Source organism: Pandoraea anapnoica, from assembly GCF_902459765.1.
GTDB classification, from domain to species: domain Bacteria; phylum Pseudomonadota; class Gammaproteobacteria; order Burkholderiales; family Burkholderiaceae; genus Pandoraea; species Pandoraea anapnoica.
Genome location: NZ_CABPSP010000002.1, coordinates 207,480 through 223,014, shown reverse-complemented (window position 1 = coordinate 223,014; position 15,535 = coordinate 207,480). Strand labels below are relative to the sequence as shown.

15 protein-coding genes and 1 pseudogene are annotated in these 15,535 nt (G+C 63.3%); 10 read left to right on the top strand and 6 right to left on the bottom strand.

All coding sequences use genetic code 11. The features are described 5' to 3' along the window. Positions 1-28: 28 nt before the first annotated feature. The 3 genes from PAN31117_RS04145 to PAN31117_RS04135 form a co-directional block, all read right to left on the bottom strand. On the bottom strand, positions 29-448 hold the full coding sequence (locus PAN31117_RS04145; RefSeq protein ID WP_150737100.1) for a YgiW/YdeI family stress tolerance OB fold protein: 420 nt from the start codon (positions 446-448) through the stop codon (positions 29-31). 164 nt (positions 449-612) lie between these two features. Then, positions 613-1,035 carry a peptide-methionine (R)-S-oxide reductase MsrB gene (msrB, locus tag PAN31117_RS04140; protein ID WP_150737099.1) on the bottom strand — a complete coding sequence of 141 codons (423 nt, stop codon included), beginning with the start codon at positions 1,033-1,035 and terminating at the stop codon, positions 613-615. A 174-nt stretch (positions 1,036-1,209) separates the two neighbouring features. Next, positions 1,210-2,727 carry a protein adenylyltransferase SelO gene (locus PAN31117_RS04135; protein ID WP_150737098.1) on the bottom strand — a complete coding sequence of 506 codons (1,518 nt, stop codon included), beginning with the start codon at positions 2,725-2,727 and terminating at the stop codon, positions 1,210-1,212. 264 nt (positions 2,728-2,991) lie between these two features. Between PAN31117_RS04135 and PAN31117_RS04130 the strand changes: the two genes are divergently transcribed. The 10 genes and pseudogenes from PAN31117_RS04130 (at position 2,992) to PAN31117_RS04090 (ending at position 13,113) form a co-directional block, all read left to right on the top strand. Then, on the top strand, positions 2,992-4,620 hold the full coding sequence (locus PAN31117_RS04130) for a 3-(methylthio)propionyl-CoA ligase (protein WP_150737097.1): 1,629 nt from the start codon (positions 2,992-2,994) through the stop codon (positions 4,618-4,620). A 208-nt stretch (positions 4,621-4,828) separates the two neighbouring features. After that, positions 4,829-5,794, top strand: coding sequence for a branched-chain amino acid ABC transporter permease (locus tag PAN31117_RS04125; protein ID WP_281349130.1), 966 nt, complete (start codon positions 4,829-4,831; stop codon positions 5,792-5,794). After that, positions 5,794-7,077 carry a branched-chain amino acid ABC transporter permease gene (locus PAN31117_RS04120; RefSeq protein ID WP_150737095.1) on the top strand — a complete coding sequence of 428 codons (1,284 nt, stop codon included), beginning with the start codon at positions 5,794-5,796 and terminating at the stop codon, positions 7,075-7,077. Before PAN31117_RS04125 ends, PAN31117_RS04120 begins: the two co-directional genes overlap by 1 nt. Continuing rightward, positions 7,074-7,628: pseudogene (locus PAN31117_RS04115) on the top strand (ATP-binding cassette domain-containing protein); the annotation flags it as partial. The gene PAN31117_RS04120 and the pseudogene PAN31117_RS04115, both read left to right, overlap by 4 nt. Next, complete coding sequence (locus PAN31117_RS27915) at positions 7,617-7,901, top strand: ABC transporter ATP-binding protein C-terminal domain-containing protein (RefSeq protein WP_442417688.1); 285 nt, start codon at positions 7,617-7,619, stop codon at positions 7,899-7,901. The pseudogene PAN31117_RS04115 and the gene PAN31117_RS27915, both read left to right, overlap by 12 nt. Next, positions 7,894-8,610, top strand: coding sequence for an ABC transporter ATP-binding protein (locus PAN31117_RS04110; protein ID WP_150737093.1), 717 nt, complete (start codon positions 7,894-7,896; stop codon positions 8,608-8,610). The genes PAN31117_RS27915 and PAN31117_RS04110 overlap by 8 nt, the downstream gene beginning before the upstream one ends. 91 nt (positions 8,611-8,701) lie before the next feature. Beyond that, on the top strand, positions 8,702-10,798 hold the full coding sequence (locus tag PAN31117_RS04105) for a 3-hydroxyacyl-CoA dehydrogenase NAD-binding domain-containing protein (RefSeq protein WP_150737092.1): 2,097 nt from the start codon (positions 8,702-8,704) through the stop codon (positions 10,796-10,798). 16 nt (positions 10,799-10,814) lie between these two features. Continuing rightward, complete coding sequence (gene pncA, locus PAN31117_RS04100) at positions 10,815-11,420, top strand: bifunctional nicotinamidase/pyrazinamidase (RefSeq protein ID WP_150737091.1); 606 nt, start codon at positions 10,815-10,817, stop codon at positions 11,418-11,420. Positions 11,421-11,558: 138 nt separating this feature from the next. Continuing rightward, complete coding sequence (locus PAN31117_RS04095) at positions 11,559-11,999, top strand: PaaI family thioesterase (RefSeq protein WP_150737090.1); 441 nt, start codon at positions 11,559-11,561, stop codon at positions 11,997-11,999. A gap of 118 nt (positions 12,000-12,117) precedes the next feature. Next, entirely contained in the window at positions 12,118-13,113 is a 996-nt protein-coding gene (locus tag PAN31117_RS04090; protein ID WP_150737089.1) for an NADP-dependent oxidoreductase, read from the top strand. Positions 13,114-13,178: 65 nt separating this feature from the next. Here PAN31117_RS04090 and PAN31117_RS04085 read toward each other — a convergent pair whose 3' ends face one another. From PAN31117_RS04085 to ygfZ, 3 genes are read right to left on the bottom strand one after another with little or no spacing between them, the layout of a single operon-like run. After that, the gene (locus tag PAN31117_RS04085) at positions 13,179-14,018 is read right to left on the bottom strand and encodes an NRDE family protein (protein WP_150737088.1); all 840 of its coding nucleotides are present in this window, start codon (positions 14,016-14,018) and stop codon (positions 13,179-13,181) included. Beyond that, positions 14,009-14,323 (bottom strand): DUF4936 family protein, encoded by a 315-nt coding sequence (locus tag PAN31117_RS04080; protein WP_174990816.1) that lies wholly within the window; start codon positions 14,321-14,323, stop codon positions 14,009-14,011. The genes PAN31117_RS04085 and PAN31117_RS04080 overlap by 10 nt, the downstream gene beginning before the upstream one ends. 22 nt (positions 14,324-14,345) lie before the next feature. After that, complete coding sequence (gene ygfZ, locus PAN31117_RS04075; protein WP_150737086.1) at positions 14,346-15,473, bottom strand: CAF17-like 4Fe-4S cluster assembly/insertion protein YgfZ; 1,128 nt, start codon at positions 15,471-15,473, stop codon at positions 14,346-14,348. Positions 15,474-15,535: the final 62 nt, after the last annotated feature.

The following is a 15,535-nucleotide window of genomic DNA, read 5'->3' as shown; positions in this document are numbered from 1 at the left end:
ACTTCGCTTCAACCTCGATTTGCCCCGCTTACTTGACGATTTCGATGCGCTTCACGTCAATATCGTTCGGCTTCATGCGGTGGGTGTCCACCTCGCCGATGATGCGCACCAGCGTCTCCGGGGTGATCTGCTGACCCGTCGGCAGGTACTTGTCGTCGAGTTCGATTTCAATCGAGCCGGAAGGGTCCTGGAACGTGTAGTGCTCGTGCTTGATCCGGTTGACGATGTGCCCCTCGATGACGGCCTCCATATCCTTCGGGGCCTTGAGCGCCTGTTCGACCGTCACGGCGCGCGGCATGACGGTCGGTACTGCCACCGTGCCTCCGGCCGTCGCACCGGCTTGCGGCACGTTGATTTGCGCGTGTACCGGAGCGCTAAGCATGACGCCGCCGGCAATTAGCGAGGCGGCGACGGTGAGGCTAAGGCGGCGTTCGGATTTCTTGGACATGACATGGGCTCCCAGTAGAAAGTCAGGTGGACGCAAGACTAAGGCCAGAAGTTGCCAATTGCCGGAGAAAGGCGCGAAATTCACGCCGATTCACCGTGATTCAGCGGCGTGTGACCGCCTTTTGAAAGCGGACGCCGTGGCGTCCGCTAGGCAGAAGATTACCCTCAGTCGTCTTTCGGCTTGTCGGACGCTCCCGCTTTGTCCTCAAAGTTCAACGATGCCGAGTTGATGCAATAGCGCAGGCCGGTTGGCTGCGGGCCGTCTTCAAAAACGTGCCCGAGGTGGGCGTCGCAATTGTGGCAGCGCACTTCTACACGCACCATGCCATGACTGTAATCGGCGATTTCGTCGATCCCGGCGCCGTCAATCGGCTTGGAATAGCTCGGCCAGCCGCATCCGGCATCGAACTTCTCGGTCGACTCGAACAGCGGCGCGCCGCAGCACACGCAGCGGTAAGTGCCGTCCTTCCAGTGATCCCAGTAACGACCGGTAAAGGCGCGCTCGGTCGCCGCGTGACGGGTGATCTGGTACTCGACATCGTCGAGTTGGGCACGCCATTCGGCATCGGTCTTTTCCACTTTGCTCATAGAAGTCTCCTGTGGGGCGCCAGCGCGGCGTTGGTCACCGTGCGTCGCATACGTTCAGTTGGATTCAAAAGGGTACAAAGGGGTTCGGTGCGTCAGGTAGCGAATGTGGGGACGAAACCCGGCTTTGCAACGGGCGTCCACGGCCCCCGGCTGCCCTGCGCCGAACCGGAAAGTTCAGGACGAGCAGCTCACTTCCAACTGACCAGCCCAGTCCGGCGGCAACTCGGCGTAGCGCTCGAATTCGGGTTGTTCGTCATATGGATGCGAAAGCACCTTGAGCAGCGTGTCGACCTCAGAGAAGTCCTTCTCGTTCGCGCGACGAATGGCCACTTCCGCCAGATGGTTGCGCAGGATGTATTTCGGATTGACGAGCCGCATCGCGACGGCGCGTTTCGTGTCGGTGCTGGCCTCGTGGCGCAGACGCGCGCGGTAATCGACCGCCCACGCGTCGAAGCCCGGACGGTCGATGAACATGTCGCGCAGCGGGGCGTCCGCGTCGGGGTTGTCCAGTTGCAACGTCGCCAGCGTGCGGAACAGACGCGTGAAATCGACGCGCCCTTCGTGCATCAGCTTGAACAGCCGGTTGATGAGCGCCTCGTCGTCGGCATGCGACTCGCGCAGGCCCAGCTTGGCGCGCATGCGCAGATCGATTTCTTCGGCAAAGCGCGTCTTGAAAACGGGCAGCACCGATTTCGCCTGTTCGACGGCCGCTTCGCCTTCGCCGAACAGCGGGAGCAGCGACTGCGCCAGACAGAACAGGTTCCAGTACGCGACGTTCGGCTGCGCCTGATAGGCGTAACGTCCCTGCGTATCGGAGTGATTGCAGATGTGATGTGCGTTGAAGCCATCGAGAAAACCGAACGGGCCGTAATCGATCGTCAGACCGAGAATCGACATGTTGTCGGTGTTCATCACGCCGTGGCAGAAACCCACGGCCTGCCAGTGCGCCACGAGCTCGGCCGTCGCGTCGCACACGGCGCTTAGCAGGGCGAGATAAGGATTGGCTTCCTCGCGACAGTGCGGATAGTGGTGATTGATCGTGAAGTCGGCAAGCTGACGCAAGGCTTCGTACTGATCGCCCGCCCAGAAGTGTTCGAAGTGGCCGAAGCGGATGAAACTCGGCGACAGACGCGTGACGACCGCTGCGGTCTCGATCGTCTCGCGGCGCACCGGCGCGTCCGAGCCGATGACGCACAGCGCGCGCGTGGTCGGCACGCCGAGGTGAAACATGGCTTCCGAGCCGAGAAATTCGCGGATCGACGAGCGCAGCACGGCGCGTCCGTCGCCCATGCGCGAATACGGCGTGAGACCGGCGCCCTTGAGCTGAATCTCCCAGCGCCCGCCGGGGCCGTCCGATTCACCGAGCAATAGCGCACGGCCGTCGCCCAACTGACCGGCCCACACGCCGAACTGATGCCCGGAGTAGACGCTGGCGAGCGGATCGCCACCGGCAAGCGGCGTATTGCCTGCGAACGTGGCGAGGAATTCAGGATCGCGCGCGGCGTCCGGCGACCAGCCGAGCAGACGCGCGGCATCGGCGGAGAAACCGACGAGGTAGGGCGCGGGGAGCGGTTGGGGCGGCAGACGGGTAAAGAACTCGGGGCCGAGCGTCGCGAAACGGTTCGCCAACGGTAGCGGTCCGAACGGCTTGGGCGAGGCGGAAACAGTGGCGGAGCGGTCGGTAGCCAGCATTGGGGATGTTCCTGATGGTGAACAAACATTCTACTTGAGGTGTCCGTTGCTTGCTGCCAGGTTGCGTACACTGGCGGGGCGTTGCCCGTGTTGCGCCGCACAAGCGATGAGCGTTGACCGGGCGAGCGTGCACGTCAAGAATGATTTACGAACACCGCTTTCGTATCGCCGCTGTTCAATCGCTCGCCGTTCAATCCTTCAATCGTTGTTCCCCGACGTATCCCCGTAATTCCGGTTTTTCCGACTTTTCTGGAGATTCGACGTATGGCAACACCGCTCCTCGGCCAGATGATGGCCGCGCCGCTCCTGATTTCCTCGCTGCTCAAGCATGCCGCTCGCCACCATGGCGACACCGAGATCGTGTCGCGCCGTGTCGAAGGCGATATCCATCGCTATACCTGGCGCGACGCTGAGCAGCGCGCGCGCCAACTGGCTCAGGCCCTGCGCCGCCTGGGCGTGAGCGACGGCGAGCGCGTGGGCACGCTGGCATGGAACGGTTACCGGCACCTTGAGTTGTACTACGCCGTCTCCGGCATGGGCAGCGTGGTGCATACCGTCAATCCGCGGCTGTTCCCGGAGCAGATCGCCTACATCGTGGGGCATGCCGAAGACCGCTACGTCGCGTTCGACATCAACTTCCTGCCACTGGTCGAAGCGATTGCGCCGCTGTGCCCGGGCGTGCAGGGCTGGATCGCGATGACCGATGCGGCACACATACCTGCGTCGAATTTGCCGTTGCTTTGTTATGAAAACCTGATTGCCGCTGAGGATGGTGACTTCGTGTGGCCGTCGATGGACGAGAACACGGCGTCCGGGCTTTGCTACACGTCGGGCACGACGGGCAATCCGAAAGGCGTGCTGTATAGCCATCGCTCGACGGTGCTGCATGCGTTCGGGGCGTCGCTGCCCGATGCCATGTGCATGTCGGCGCGCGACGCCGTTCTGCCCGTCGTCCCGATGTTTCATGTGAATGCGTGGGGACTGCCGTACTCCAGCGCGCTCACCGGCGCAAAGCTGGTGTTCCCCGGCAAGGATCTCGACGGCAAATCGCTTTACGAACTCTTCGAAGCCGAGGGTGTGACGTTCTCGGCAGGCGTGCCTACCGTCTGGCTCGGCCTGCTGACGTATGTGAAATCGATTGGGGCCCGTTTTTCCACGCTGGAGCGAACGGTCATCGGCGGTTCGGCATGCCCGCCCGCCATGTTGCAATCGTTCGAAAAGGATTATGGCGTTCGCGTCATTCATGCGTGGGGCATGAGCGAAATGTCGCCGCTCGGTACGTTGTGCCACCTTCGCAAGCATCATCGCGAACTGCCTGAGTCGGAGCAGCAGCGCATTCTTGAGAAGCAGGGGACGGCCATTTACGGTGTCGATCTGAAGATCGTCGGGCCCGATGGCGAGGCGTTGCCGTGGGACGGCAAAGCGTTCGGCGATCTGCACGCGCGCGGCCCCTGGGTGCTAGACCGTTATTTCCGCGCCGAGGCGTCGCCCCTGATCGATGGCTGGTTCCCGACCGGCGATGTGGCGACCATCGACCCGGAAGGCTACGTGCAGATCACGGACCGCAGCAAGGACGTCATCAAATCTGGCGGTGAGTGGATCAGTTCCATCGACGTCGAGAACGTCGCAATGGCGCATCCGGAGATTCACGAAGCCGCGTGCATCGCGATTCGTCACCCCAAATGGGAGGAGCGCCCGTTGCTGGTGGTCGTGCGTAAGCCCGGCTCGACGCTCAGCCGTGAGGACGTGCTGGCGTTCTATCAGGGGCGCGTCGTGAAATGGTGGATTCCGGATGACGTGGTCTTCGTCGACGAGATTCCACATACGGCGACAGGCAAGATGCTCAAGCTCAAGTTGCGGGAGAAATTCCGCGATTACGAGGCGGGGACGTGACGTTTCCGGTTTGAGGGCGGCGGGCACCGAAGACCGGATCGGAAGCTTCCGACTCAGCGCTGCTCGTCGTCCGAAATCCAGCATTTACGCCGTTTTTCGGGCGATACCGGGCCATTCCGGCGGCACGCCCCCTCTATAATGTCACCCTGAATTTCCCCCGATGCGGCGCTTGCGCCGCGTCTTTCATTGGCTTTCCGAAGGAGACGCAGTGCATCTGCTGAGTGCGACCGCCGGCCTCGTACTGGTAAACGGTGTGAGCTACGGCTTGCTGCTGTTTATGCTGTCGAGCGGGCTCACGCTGATTTTCAGCATGCTCGGCGTGCTGAACTTCGCGCATGCCAGTTTCTACATGCTCGGCGCGTACTTTGCTTATGCATTAACGGGCGCGGTCGGTTTCTGGGCGGCGTTGATCGTCGCGCCGCTGCTGGTCGGCGTCGCGGGTGCATTGTTTGAGCGCGTCGTCCTGCGACGTCTGCGTGCGCGTGGCGCGCTGGCGGAACTGCTCGCCACGTTCGGGCTGGCCTATATCGTGGTGGAGTTGGTGCAACTCGTATGGGGGCGCGGGCCGGTCGACTATGGCGTGCCGATAGCCTTCGAAGGCGTTCTCGTTCATGTGGGCGGGATTGCGTTGCCAGCCTATCGTCTGTTCCTGATGGGCCTTGCCTGTGCGATTGCGCTGCTCGTCTGGGTAGCCTTTCGTGCGACACGCGCCGGGCTGATCCTGCAGGCGGCGTTGTCGCAGCCTGCTATGACGCAGGCGCTGGGATACGACGTGCCGTCTCTGTACACAGGGGTGTTTGCGTGCGGTGCGGCGCTGGCCGCCCTTGCCGGCGCCGCAGGCGGCAACGTGCTGGTGACGGAGCCGGGCATGGCAGCGACGGTCGGCAGCGTGGTGTTCGTCGTCGTAGTCGTCGGTGGGCTCGGTTCGCTGGGCGGCGCGTTCGTCGCATCGTTGCTGATCGGGTTGCTGCAAACCTGGGCGGTGACGAGCGACGCGACACTCGATCAATGGTGGTCGCGAGGCGGGGCCGGTGACGCTGTCTCTCCCCTGTCGTTCCTCGCTCCCTTGTTGCATCTGAGCGTTGCGCAACTGGCACCGGCCGTCCCTTATCTGCTCATGGTCGCGGTGCTGTTGTGGCGGCCGCGCGGGCTATTCGGCGTGAGGGAGGGGTGATGGACGAGGTGGTCGTCAACGCACCGCATGCGCCGCACGCGAGTCCTGCGTCGTGGCGTCGCCGCACCGCCGTGTGGGGTGCCTTTGCCGCCATCTTGTGTGCGGCCCCATGGTGTTTCCCGTCCGACGCGGCGCTGACCCTGATGACGCAAATGGGAACCGCCGCGATCCTTGCGCTCTCCTTCAATCTGCTGCTTGGCTCGACGGGCCTGCTCAGCTTTTGTCATGCAACTTACGCGGGCATCGGCGCGTATGCCGCTGTGTGGTGCATGAATCGCATCGGTATTCAGGGGTTGCCGGTGTCGATGGTGCTCGTGCCGTTCGCGGGGGCGCTGGCGGGGGGCGTAGCGGGCGCCACGCTCGGCTATGTCACGACACGTCGCGCCGGCATGACATTCGCCATGATCACACTCGGTGTGGCTGAGCTTGTCTGGGTCATGGCCGCGATGCTGCCCGAGTGGTTTGGCGGAGAGCGTGGCATTCCCACCGACCGCACGCTTGGCGCTGCATGGTTCGGCGTCACGTTCGCGACGCAGCGCGAAGTCTATGGGCTGGTCGCTTTCTGGTTGTTCATCTCTGCAGGCATGATGTTTGGCGTGACACGCACGCCGTTGGGATTTCTGGCGCGCGCCGTGCGCGACAACCCGGTACGGGTCGCATTCCTCGGGCAGTCACCGACCGCTGTGCGATACCGCATGCAGATCATCGCGGCAGCGTTCGCCGGCGTGGCCGGCGCATTGGGCGCGATGAATTTCGAACTGGTGAGTGCCGACACATTCAGTCTGGAACGCTCGGGTGTTGTGCTCGTCTTTACGGTGCTGGGCGGGGTGTCGTATTTCGCCGGGCCGATGCTCGGGGCTGTCGTTGGCGTGTTTGCGACCGTCGTGCTCGCCACGATAACGCGTGCGTGGCAACTCTATCTCGGTCTGGGATTTCTGGTCGTCGTCGTGTTCGCGCCGGGCGGCATGGCGGGCCTGCTGGCGGCGCATTGGCAGGCATGGCGTGACGGTGCGCTTCGCAAGCTTTGGAAGCCCTACGCAGCCGTGTGTGTGGGTGTTGCGCTGACACTGTTTGGTGGCGTCGCGATCATCGAAATGATCTATGCCGCGCGCCTTGCCGTCGATGGCGTATCGACCGACGGCCTGAGCCACCGTTTTGGCGCGGGTGCGTGGATGCTCGCCGTTGTGGCGGGTTTTGCGGGCGGGGCCATCCTGACGGTTGCAGGGCGTCGCTTGCGCCGCAAGGTCAGCAACGTCGCGGTGACGGCGGAGGCCCTGCGATGAGCCCATTCGTCATGCGCGCGGTTCCGGCGGCGACCCCGGCTCAGGCGTTGAGCGTTCGGGGAGTCGGTAAAGCGTTCGGACGCACGCAGGTTCTCAATGGCGTCGATCTCACGCTCTCGCCCGGCGAGCGGCTTGGCATCATCGGACCCAATGGCGCAGGGAAAAGCACGCTGTTCGATGTCATCACGGGACGAACGCGTCCCGATAGTGGGCGGGTGCTGATGCATGGTCGCGATGTGACGGGCCGCCCGCCCCATGTCATCAGCAGGCTCGGGTTATCGCGCAGCTTTCAGACGTCGCAATTGTTCGGGCAGATGAGTGTGATCGACCATTTGCGGTGTGCCGGTCTTTGGCCGAGCGGCCATCGTTATACGTTCTGGCGGCGTACGCGCGGTCTGGACGATGTGACCCGGCGCAGCGAAGCATGGCTCGAACGTCTTGGGCTGGAGGCCCGGCGCGACGTTCCTGCGGGTGCGTTGAGTTACGCGGAGCAGCGTGTGCTGGAAGTCGGTTTGTGCGCGGCATCGGCGGGCGACGTGATGTTGCTCGACGAACCGACCGCTGGCATGAGTCAGTCGGAGTCCGTGCGCATGGTGTCCCTGATCGCCGAATTGAGCCGTGGGCGCTCGCTGCTCATGATCGAGCACGACATGCATGTCGTGTTCTCGCTTGCCGACCGAATCGCGGTGCTGGCGCGTGGTGCCGTGATCGCGTGCGATACGCCGGACCGGGTTCGTACGCATCCCGACGTGCGGATGGCGTATCTCGGCGAATTCGCGGATAGATTCGACGTCGACGCAACGAGCGAGGGCCGCGATGCTTGAGTTGATCGACGTCAGAGCCGGTTATCGCGGCAGTCGCGTGTTGCAAGGCGTGACGATGCGGGTCGCACCGGGCGAGATCGTGGCGGTGCTTGGACGTAATGGGGCGGGGCGCTCTACGCTGGCTCGCGCCATCATGGGGCAGGTGGCCCGCGAGGGAGAAATACGCTGGCACGGGCAATCGCTGACCGCACTGGCGTCACATCGGATCGCCAGACTGGGCGTTGGTTACGTGCCGGAGACGCGCGATGTCTTCGGGCCGCTGACGGTGCTCCAGAATCTGCAGCTTGGCCAGCGTGCTGTAAAGCAACGCACAGGTGCGGGCGACTCCGGCCGAGGAATGACGGTCGCGCAGGCCTTTGAGCGCTTTGAAGAGCTGGCGCCGCGACGCGATGCACCGGCCGCTTCGCTATCGGGTGGTGAGCAGCAATTGCTTTCCCTGTGCCGGGCCATGATGGCCGGGCCGGATTTGTTGATCGTCGACGAACCGACCGAGGGGCTCGCGCCGCGTGTGGTGGCACGCATTGGACGCATTCTCACGGACTTGCGGGCGACGGGCGTCGCCATTCTGTTGATCGAACAGAAGCTTTCGCTCGCGCTGAGTTGTGCGCAGCGCGTTGCCGTCATGGGGCGCGGAGCGCTGGTTTTCGAGGGCACGCCGGAGGCCCTTGCGGCCGCGCACGAGATCCGTCGCGAATGGCTTGAGGTGTAGCGCTGCGCTAGAATCGGACGATCGTCTTGCCGCAGCTTGCGGGATCGCGGCACCCCCAACCGACGCCAACACTATAAGGAAAGAGACAAGGATGAGCACGGCTTATGAGGTTCGTGACGGCGTGGCCGTCATCACGCTGGAGAATCCCCCGGTCAACGGTCTGGGGCATGCAACGCGTGCAGGCATTGCGCAAGGTCTGACGCAAGCCCAGGCGGATGCGCAGGTGCGCGCGATTGTGCTGATCGGTAGCGGTAAGGCGTTCTCCGGCGGAGCCGATATCCGTGAGTTCAATACGCCAAAAGCCACGCAAAGTCCGCTGCTCGTCGACGTGATCAATGCGCTCGATGCGTGCACCAAACCGGTCGTCGCGGCGGTGCATGCGGTCGCCATGGGCGGTGGTCTGGAACTGGCGCTCGCTTGTCACTACCGCGTGGCGTTGCCGGGCGCGCAAATTGCCTTGCCGGAAGTGAAGCTGGGCTTGCTCCCGGGGGCGGGCGGCACGCAACGCCTGCCGCGTGCTATCGGCGTCGCGCGTGCGCTCGACATGGTCGTCACGGGGCGCGTCGTGAAGTCCGAAACGCTCGTCGGTACGCTTTTTGCTGATGTTTTCGAGGGCAATCACGACGATCTGCTGGCGGGCGCAATCGCGTTTGCCAGTGACGTCGCCGACGCCGGGAACGCACTGCCGCGACTGCGCGACGTCGCAATCGAAGACGCCGATGGCTCGGCTCAATTGGCCATCGACGCCGCACGAGACAAGGTGCAGCGCGAGCAACCGCATTTTCCGGCGCCGCATAAGTGTGTGGCGGCAGTCGAAGCGGCGTTGCAGCGTCCATTCGACGAAGGCGTCAAATTCGAGCGCGAGTGTTTCGTCGCACTGGTGAGTTCGCCGGAGTCGAAGGCGCTGCGCCATGCGTTTCTCGGTGAGCGAGCGGCCGCCAAGATTGCGGACGTGCCCGACGATACGCCGGTGCGCAGCATTGAACGCGTGGCCGTCATCGGCGCGGGAACGATGGGCGGCGGTATTGCGATGACGTTTGCCAATGCGGGCATTCCCGTCACGCTGGTGGATACGACTGAAGCCTCGCTGGCGCGCGGCGTCGAGGCCATGCGCAGCAACTACGCTCGGGCTGTCACGCGCGGCAAGCTGTCGGCCGACGAGGCGGAGAAGCGGCTGGCACGTATTCACGGCAGCACCGATTTCGCAACGGTGGCCAACGCCGATCTGATCGTCGAAGCAGTTTTCGAAGACATGTCGATCAAGCAGGTTGTTTTCCGTGAGCTGGACAAAGTCGCGAAGTCCGGCGCAATTCTGGCATCGAACACCTCCACGCTGAATCTCGACGTGCTGGCGGAAGCGACTTCGCGTGCGGCGGACGTCATCGGCATGCATTTCTTCAGCCCGGCGAATGTCATGCGTCTGCTCGAAGTCGTGCGCGGCGGGCAGACGGGCAAGGATGTGCTTGCGACGGTGATGAAGCTTGCGAAGCGTATCGGCAAGCTGGCCGTGGTGGCGCGCGTGTGCGACGGGTTCATCGGCAACCGCATGCTCGAACCGTATTTCAAGCAATCGCAGTGGATGGTCGAGCAAGGCGCGACGCCTGCGCAGGTGGACGCCGCCATCGAACGTTTCGGCTTCGCGATGGGACCGTTCCGGACGAGCGATCTGGCGGGCAACGATGTCAGTTGGGCGATTCGTAAACGCCGTCATGCTGAGCAACCGGGGATCGCGTATCCGAAGATTGCCGACGTGCTTTGCGAAGCGGGGCGTTATGGCCAGAAGACGCACGCCGGCTGGTATGACTATGCCGACGGTGATCGTACGCCGCGAGAGTCCGCCAAAGTTGCACAAATGCTCGACGACTATCGCAAGACGAATGGCATTACGCCACGCGTCTTCTCGGATGACGAGATTATCGATCGCCTCGTGTACGCACTGGTGAACGAAGGCGCCAGAGTGCTGGCCGACGGAACAGCGGCGCGCGCGTCAGACATCGACATGGTGTATCTGAATGGCTACGGCTTCCCGTTGTGGCGCGGTGGCCCGATGCTGTACGCCGATACGGTCGGACTCGACAAGGTGCTCGCGCGTGTGAAGACTTTCGAAAGTGGCGAGCACGGCGAGGACTGGGTACCCGCCGCGCGACTGGTCGAACTGGCCGAAGCCGGGAAGCGTTTCAACGGCTAAGGGGGAGAGGCGGGACATGAAGCCAATGGACGAAGTGCTGCTTGTGATCGACGTGCAGAACGATTTCATGCCGGGCGGCGCGCTGGCGGTTCCCCATGGGGACGAGGTGGTCCCGGCGATCAACGCGCTGGCGAGTCAGTTCTCTCATGTGGTGATCACGCAGGACTGGCATCCGGCGGCGCACGTGTCGTTTTCAGACAATCATCCAGGACGTCAACCGTTCGAAACGATCACGTTGCCGTACGGGGAGCAGGTGCTGTGGCCGGCGCATTGTGTGCAGAACACGCAGGGCGCAGCGTTACATGCGGATTTGCATATTCCGCATGCGCAGGCGGTGGTGCGTAAGGGCTATCAGACGAGCGTCGACAGCTACTCGGCGTTTCTGGAGGCCGACCGCAAGACACCAACGGGCCTCGCGGGCTATTTGCGCGAAAAGGGCGTCAGGCGCGTGCATTGCGTGGGACTCGCGACGGATTTTTGCGTCGCGTGGAGCGCGCTCGACGCCAAAGCCGCAGGCTTCGATGCGTGTGTGATCGAACACGCGTGCCGCGCCATCGACCTGAACGGTTCGTTGGCCACGGCATGGGCGGCATTGGCCGCTGCGGGCGTGTCACGCGAGTAGATGTGCGTAGACGCGCCTCGGCGTGATCGCAGGTTCACCGATGAAAATCAGACGTTGCGCCGAATGGGCGACGTCGTTAGTTGAAGACAGGACGATGGACAAGTTTTACCGTGAAGGCCAATGTGGCCGGAGTTCCCTATGAGTGGGCTGACGATTCGTTCGGGATTTATCGATCATCTGGGCATCGAGTTGTTGCGCGCCGAGAACGGCGAGTCGGAGTTGCGTCTGGACTTGTCGGCCAAGCATCTCAATAGCTGGGAGGTGATGCACGGCGGCGTCACGATGGCGCTGCTCGATGTCGCACTGAGCACCGCAAGCCGTAGCGTTGCAACGGAAGGCACGGGCGTCGTAACTATCGAAATGAAGACGAGCTTCATGCAGCCCGGTTCAGGTGAAATGCGTGCGTTCGGCCGATTGTTGCATCGCTCGACGACGATGGCGTACTGCGAAGGTGAAGTGCGCGATGCTAACGGTAAGCTGGTCGCCAAGGCGATGGGCACGTTCAAGTATCTGCGTCGTTTGGCGGTCGGGCGCGAAGTGCACGAGCAACGCCGACCTGGCGAGCCAAGCGGGGATTGAGGTTGGGCTAAGCGCGACGGACGCAACCTGATCGCGCGGCCGGGTTACTCGTTCACGTGTTTCAGCCACGGAGCGCGTTCACGAAATTCATGCATGTCAATCATGCGGAGGAGGTCTCATGACGATCAATCGCCAGATTTTGCTGGTCTCCCGCCCGACGGGAGAAGCCACCCTCGATAACTTTCACCTTGCCGCCCCTGAGCTTCCGGAGCTGGGCGACGGGCAGGTGCTGGTGCGCAATTTCTACCTTTCCCTCGATCCGTACATGCGTGGCCGGATGAGCGACGCGAAGTCGTACGCGCCTCCGCAGCCGCTCGATACGGTGATGATCGGTGCGACCGTGGGTGAGGTGATCGAGTCGCGAAATCCGGACTGGCAACCGGGGGATGCCGTGACGGCCATGTTCGGCTGGCAGGAATACGGCATTTCGGACGGCAGCAATCTGCGTCGTCTTCACGATGCGAGTGTGCCGATGAGCGCTTATCTGGGTGCGGCCGGTATGCCGGGGGTAACGGCCTGGTACGGTCTGAACCGGATCATTGCGCCAAAGGCGGGCGAGACGGTTGTGGTGAGCGCTGCGTCCGGCGCGGTGGGTAGTGTTGTAGGGCAGTTGGCCAAGCGCGCAGGATGCCGTGTGATTGGCATCGCCGGTGGCGAGCAGAAGTGTGCATACGTCGTGGAGACGCTCGGCTTCGACGCGTGTGTCGATTACAAGGCGGGCAACGTCTACGAAGCATTGCGTGACGCGGCGCCTGACGGCATCGACGGATACTTCGAGAACGTGGGAGGCGAGGTGTTCGACGCCGTGATGCGCAACCTCAATGCGCATTCGCGCATCGCGCTGTGCGGCATGATCGCGGGGTACAACGGCGAGCCGATTCCGATGAAGTACCCTTCGCTGCTGCTCACGCAACGTGTGAAGCTCGAAGGCTTCATCATCATGGAACACCTGGATATCTGGCCGCAGGCGCTCAAGGAGCTGACCGAAGCGATCTCCGCCGGTGAGCTGCGTTACCGCGAGTCGATGACGCAGGGCATTGAGAGCGCACCCGCCGCATTCCTCGGATTGCTCAAGGGCGAGAACTTCGGCAAGCAGATCGTGCGGTTGGTTTAAGCCTCCGGCCGGGTGGCCGGATGGCGAATGCCGGTGACCCGGTGACGCCGTTGGGTCACCGTCGGTCAGGCGTGGTTGACGTCGAACCGGTAGTGCTGCAGATCGCGCAATTCGCTCGCAGGTTGCGACGGCGAGACGGTCGACTCGGTCACTTCGATTACGCCGTCGCGGTGATAACGCAGCAACGTCGTGCAACGCGTTCCGTAAGCCGGCGATGCGATGAACGCCGCCGAGAGTTTTTTCTCCCAGTCTCGCGTCACGCCGGTTTCCGGAAGTGATTCGTCGTCGGCTTCGGCGGCGTCGCGCATAACTTGCATGAGCGCGATGTCGTCGGCACCGTTCTCCAGCGCGTCGCGCAGCGCATTACGTCGACTCACCAGCTTGGGCCACGGCGTGTCCAGAAGCGCGTTCGACAGTCCGTGAAAGCCCGGCACGATCGCGTGGGCCACAGGAAGTGACGTTTGGCCTCCTGTTCGTTTCGCGGTCTGCTCATCTCCCGTAAGCGTCTCCCGATTCCCCAGCGAATACAACTTACCCGCCGGCAAATCGCCGGCAAGCAGGTTGAAGCCCGCATATTCGTGGGCATGCTTCTCTACGCGCGCCAGATCGTCATCAAATGAGGTCGCGTCGAGCATGGCGGACACGAGCAGGCCCCGCGACGGCGAATCCTTCGGTGTCATCGGAGCCCGCCCATCGCGGAAGTTGGTCAAGGCGGCGAAGCGTCCCGCACGATTGACACCCATCCACGTTCCGCCGCCGCGCAAATCGCGCCCGGCAAGCACATCGGGACGATCCGTCCACCAATGCAGCGGCTCGGCGGCGCGTTCGAAGAATTCGTCGCGGTTGGCAAGAACGATCAGCGGCGTGGCGGCATCGGGCTGCCAGGAGAAGACGATCAGGCACATGGGGAGGAGGGCGTCGGGATATCGACGAAGCATTCGACGTGGCGTCCGCCTTCGAGCAACGACGCCAGACCGGACTCGACGGCCAGTTCCGGCAGCGCCTCGACGAAGGCGGCATCGATGTCGTCGTATCGCTCCATCCAGGTGGTGCCGCCCTTGGCGACGTCATTGACTGAGACGTCGGCGCGCCATTGAATGCGGCCGGAAACGCCGAAGCGCCCGGCCGTCAATGCAAAGAGGCGCACGACAGCCTCACGGGCGGCGTCGGTCTGCGTTGTCGAGACACGGTAGTAGACGTAACAGTCCATCGGCGCTGGCTGTGAGGCCGACTCAGGACGCTGCGGCCGACGATGCCGACGACGGCGGCGCTTCCGTCGGATCGATGATCTCGTAAGGCAGCTCACCGAACGCCAGTGCCGGGCCGTCGACCGTGCCAAGGCGGACATCGTCGGCTTCGCGCGCGGTGAGTTTCAGCTCGACGAGGACGTCATAACCGCCATTCGGTGCGGGTGCAGCCTGCACGACCATGCCGCAGGGCTGCTCGGAATCACTCGTTTCGACCAGTTCCTGTCCCGGTGCCGGCAGCACGCCGTCAACATGGGCCAGATGGAGCCGACGCTTGATCGTGCCGCGATACTGGCTGCGTGCGACGACTTCCTGCCCCGGGTAGCAACCCTTGCGGAAGTTCACGCCGCCAACGACCTCCCAGTTGATCATCTGCGGCACGAACTGCTCTTGTGTTGCCATAGTGACACGGGCCACGCCGCTTTGAACGTCGAGCCAAGCTGCGAGCGTCGGGTCGACAGCGAGGACGCCTTCCGTGGCAACAAGCGAGTTCCAGGCTTCGGCGGCTTGCGCAACTGGGACGCTCCAAAGGAAGCGCGAAAGCGAGCGGGCCGTACCGGCATCAGGCAGACGAATCAGGCTGGTGCCGTTGCCGGGGGCATCGCCCATGGTGGCATGCGCGGCTGCCAGCGCGGCGGCGGGCAGCGACGCGAACGTCCGCGACAGCACGGCCTCAACGGCCGGGCCACCGACGTGCAGCAGGACATGCGTAGCCGTGCCGTCCGTCAGTTTCGCTTTCGCGCGCAGCACGAACATCGACAGACGTTTCTGAACGGCGGCTTGCACGGTGGCGTCGCTGGCGAGATAGATGGTGGCGTCGGGGGATGTGTCGCGCCACATCAGGAAGGTCGCGAGCAGGCGTCCCTTGGCCGAGCAATAGCCTGCCAGACGCGCCTGCACGGGCGAGAGACGTTCGACGTCGCTGGTCAACTGACCGTGCAGGAACGCGGCCGCGTCGGCGCCGTTCACGGCAATGAGGCCGGTGTCGCTCGCCAGGGCGACGAAGCTGCCCGTGCGCAACGCATCGAACTGTGCGGCGCGCGCATCGGACGAAATATCGGAAAGAGAAGCGGCTGCCGCTTGCGGCAGAAGATCACGCCATGTGGAGGTCATAAACGAAAGTGCCTGTCAATCTGTGAGGGTTCGGCAAGTCAAAGTATTATATTGGGTCTTCC

Excerpts from the sequence above, each read along its gene's own strand:
- PAN31117_RS04120 (WP_150737095.1), top strand. The coding sequence starts at position 5,794 with ATGGACGAGGTGGTCGTCAACGCACCGCATGCGCCGCACGCGAGTCCT.
- PAN31117_RS04085 (WP_150737088.1), bottom strand. The coding sequence starts at position 14,018 with ATGTGCCTGATCGTCTTCTCCTGGCAGCCCGATGCCGCCACGCCGCTG.
- PAN31117_RS04105 (WP_150737092.1), top strand. The coding sequence starts at position 8,702 with ATGAGCACGGCTTATGAGGTTCGTGACGGCGTGGCCGTCATCACGCTG.
- PAN31117_RS04080 (WP_174990816.1), bottom strand. The coding sequence starts at position 14,323 with ATGGACTGTTACGTCTACTACCGTGTCTCGACAACGCAGACCGACGCC.
- PAN31117_RS04090 (WP_150737089.1), top strand. The coding sequence starts at position 12,118 with ATGACGATCAATCGCCAGATTTTGCTGGTCTCCCGCCCGACGGGAGAA.
- msrB (WP_150737099.1), bottom strand. The coding sequence starts at position 1,035 with ATGAGCAAAGTGGAAAAGACCGATGCCGAATGGCGTGCCCAACTCGAC.
- PAN31117_RS04110 (WP_150737093.1), top strand. The coding sequence starts at position 7,894 with ATGCTTGAGTTGATCGACGTCAGAGCCGGTTATCGCGGCAGTCGCGTG.
- PAN31117_RS04095 (WP_150737090.1), top strand. The coding sequence starts at position 11,559 with ATGAGTGGGCTGACGATTCGTTCGGGATTTATCGATCATCTGGGCATC.
- PAN31117_RS04130 (WP_150737097.1), top strand. The coding sequence starts at position 2,992 with ATGGCAACACCGCTCCTCGGCCAGATGATGGCCGCGCCGCTCCTGATT.
- PAN31117_RS04145 (WP_150737100.1), bottom strand. The coding sequence starts at position 448 with ATGTCCAAGAAATCCGAACGCCGCCTTAGCCTCACCGTCGCCGCCTCG.
- PAN31117_RS04135 (WP_150737098.1), bottom strand. The coding sequence starts at position 2,727 with ATGCTGGCTACCGACCGCTCCGCCACTGTTTCCGCCTCGCCCAAGCCG.
- PAN31117_RS27915 (WP_442417688.1), top strand. The coding sequence starts at position 7,617 with ATGTTGCTCGACGAACCGACCGCTGGCATGAGTCAGTCGGAGTCCGTG.
- pncA (WP_150737091.1), top strand. The coding sequence starts at position 10,815 with ATGAAGCCAATGGACGAAGTGCTGCTTGTGATCGACGTGCAGAACGAT.
- ygfZ (WP_150737086.1), bottom strand. The coding sequence starts at position 15,473 with ATGACCTCCACATGGCGTGATCTTCTGCCGCAAGCGGCAGCCGCTTCT.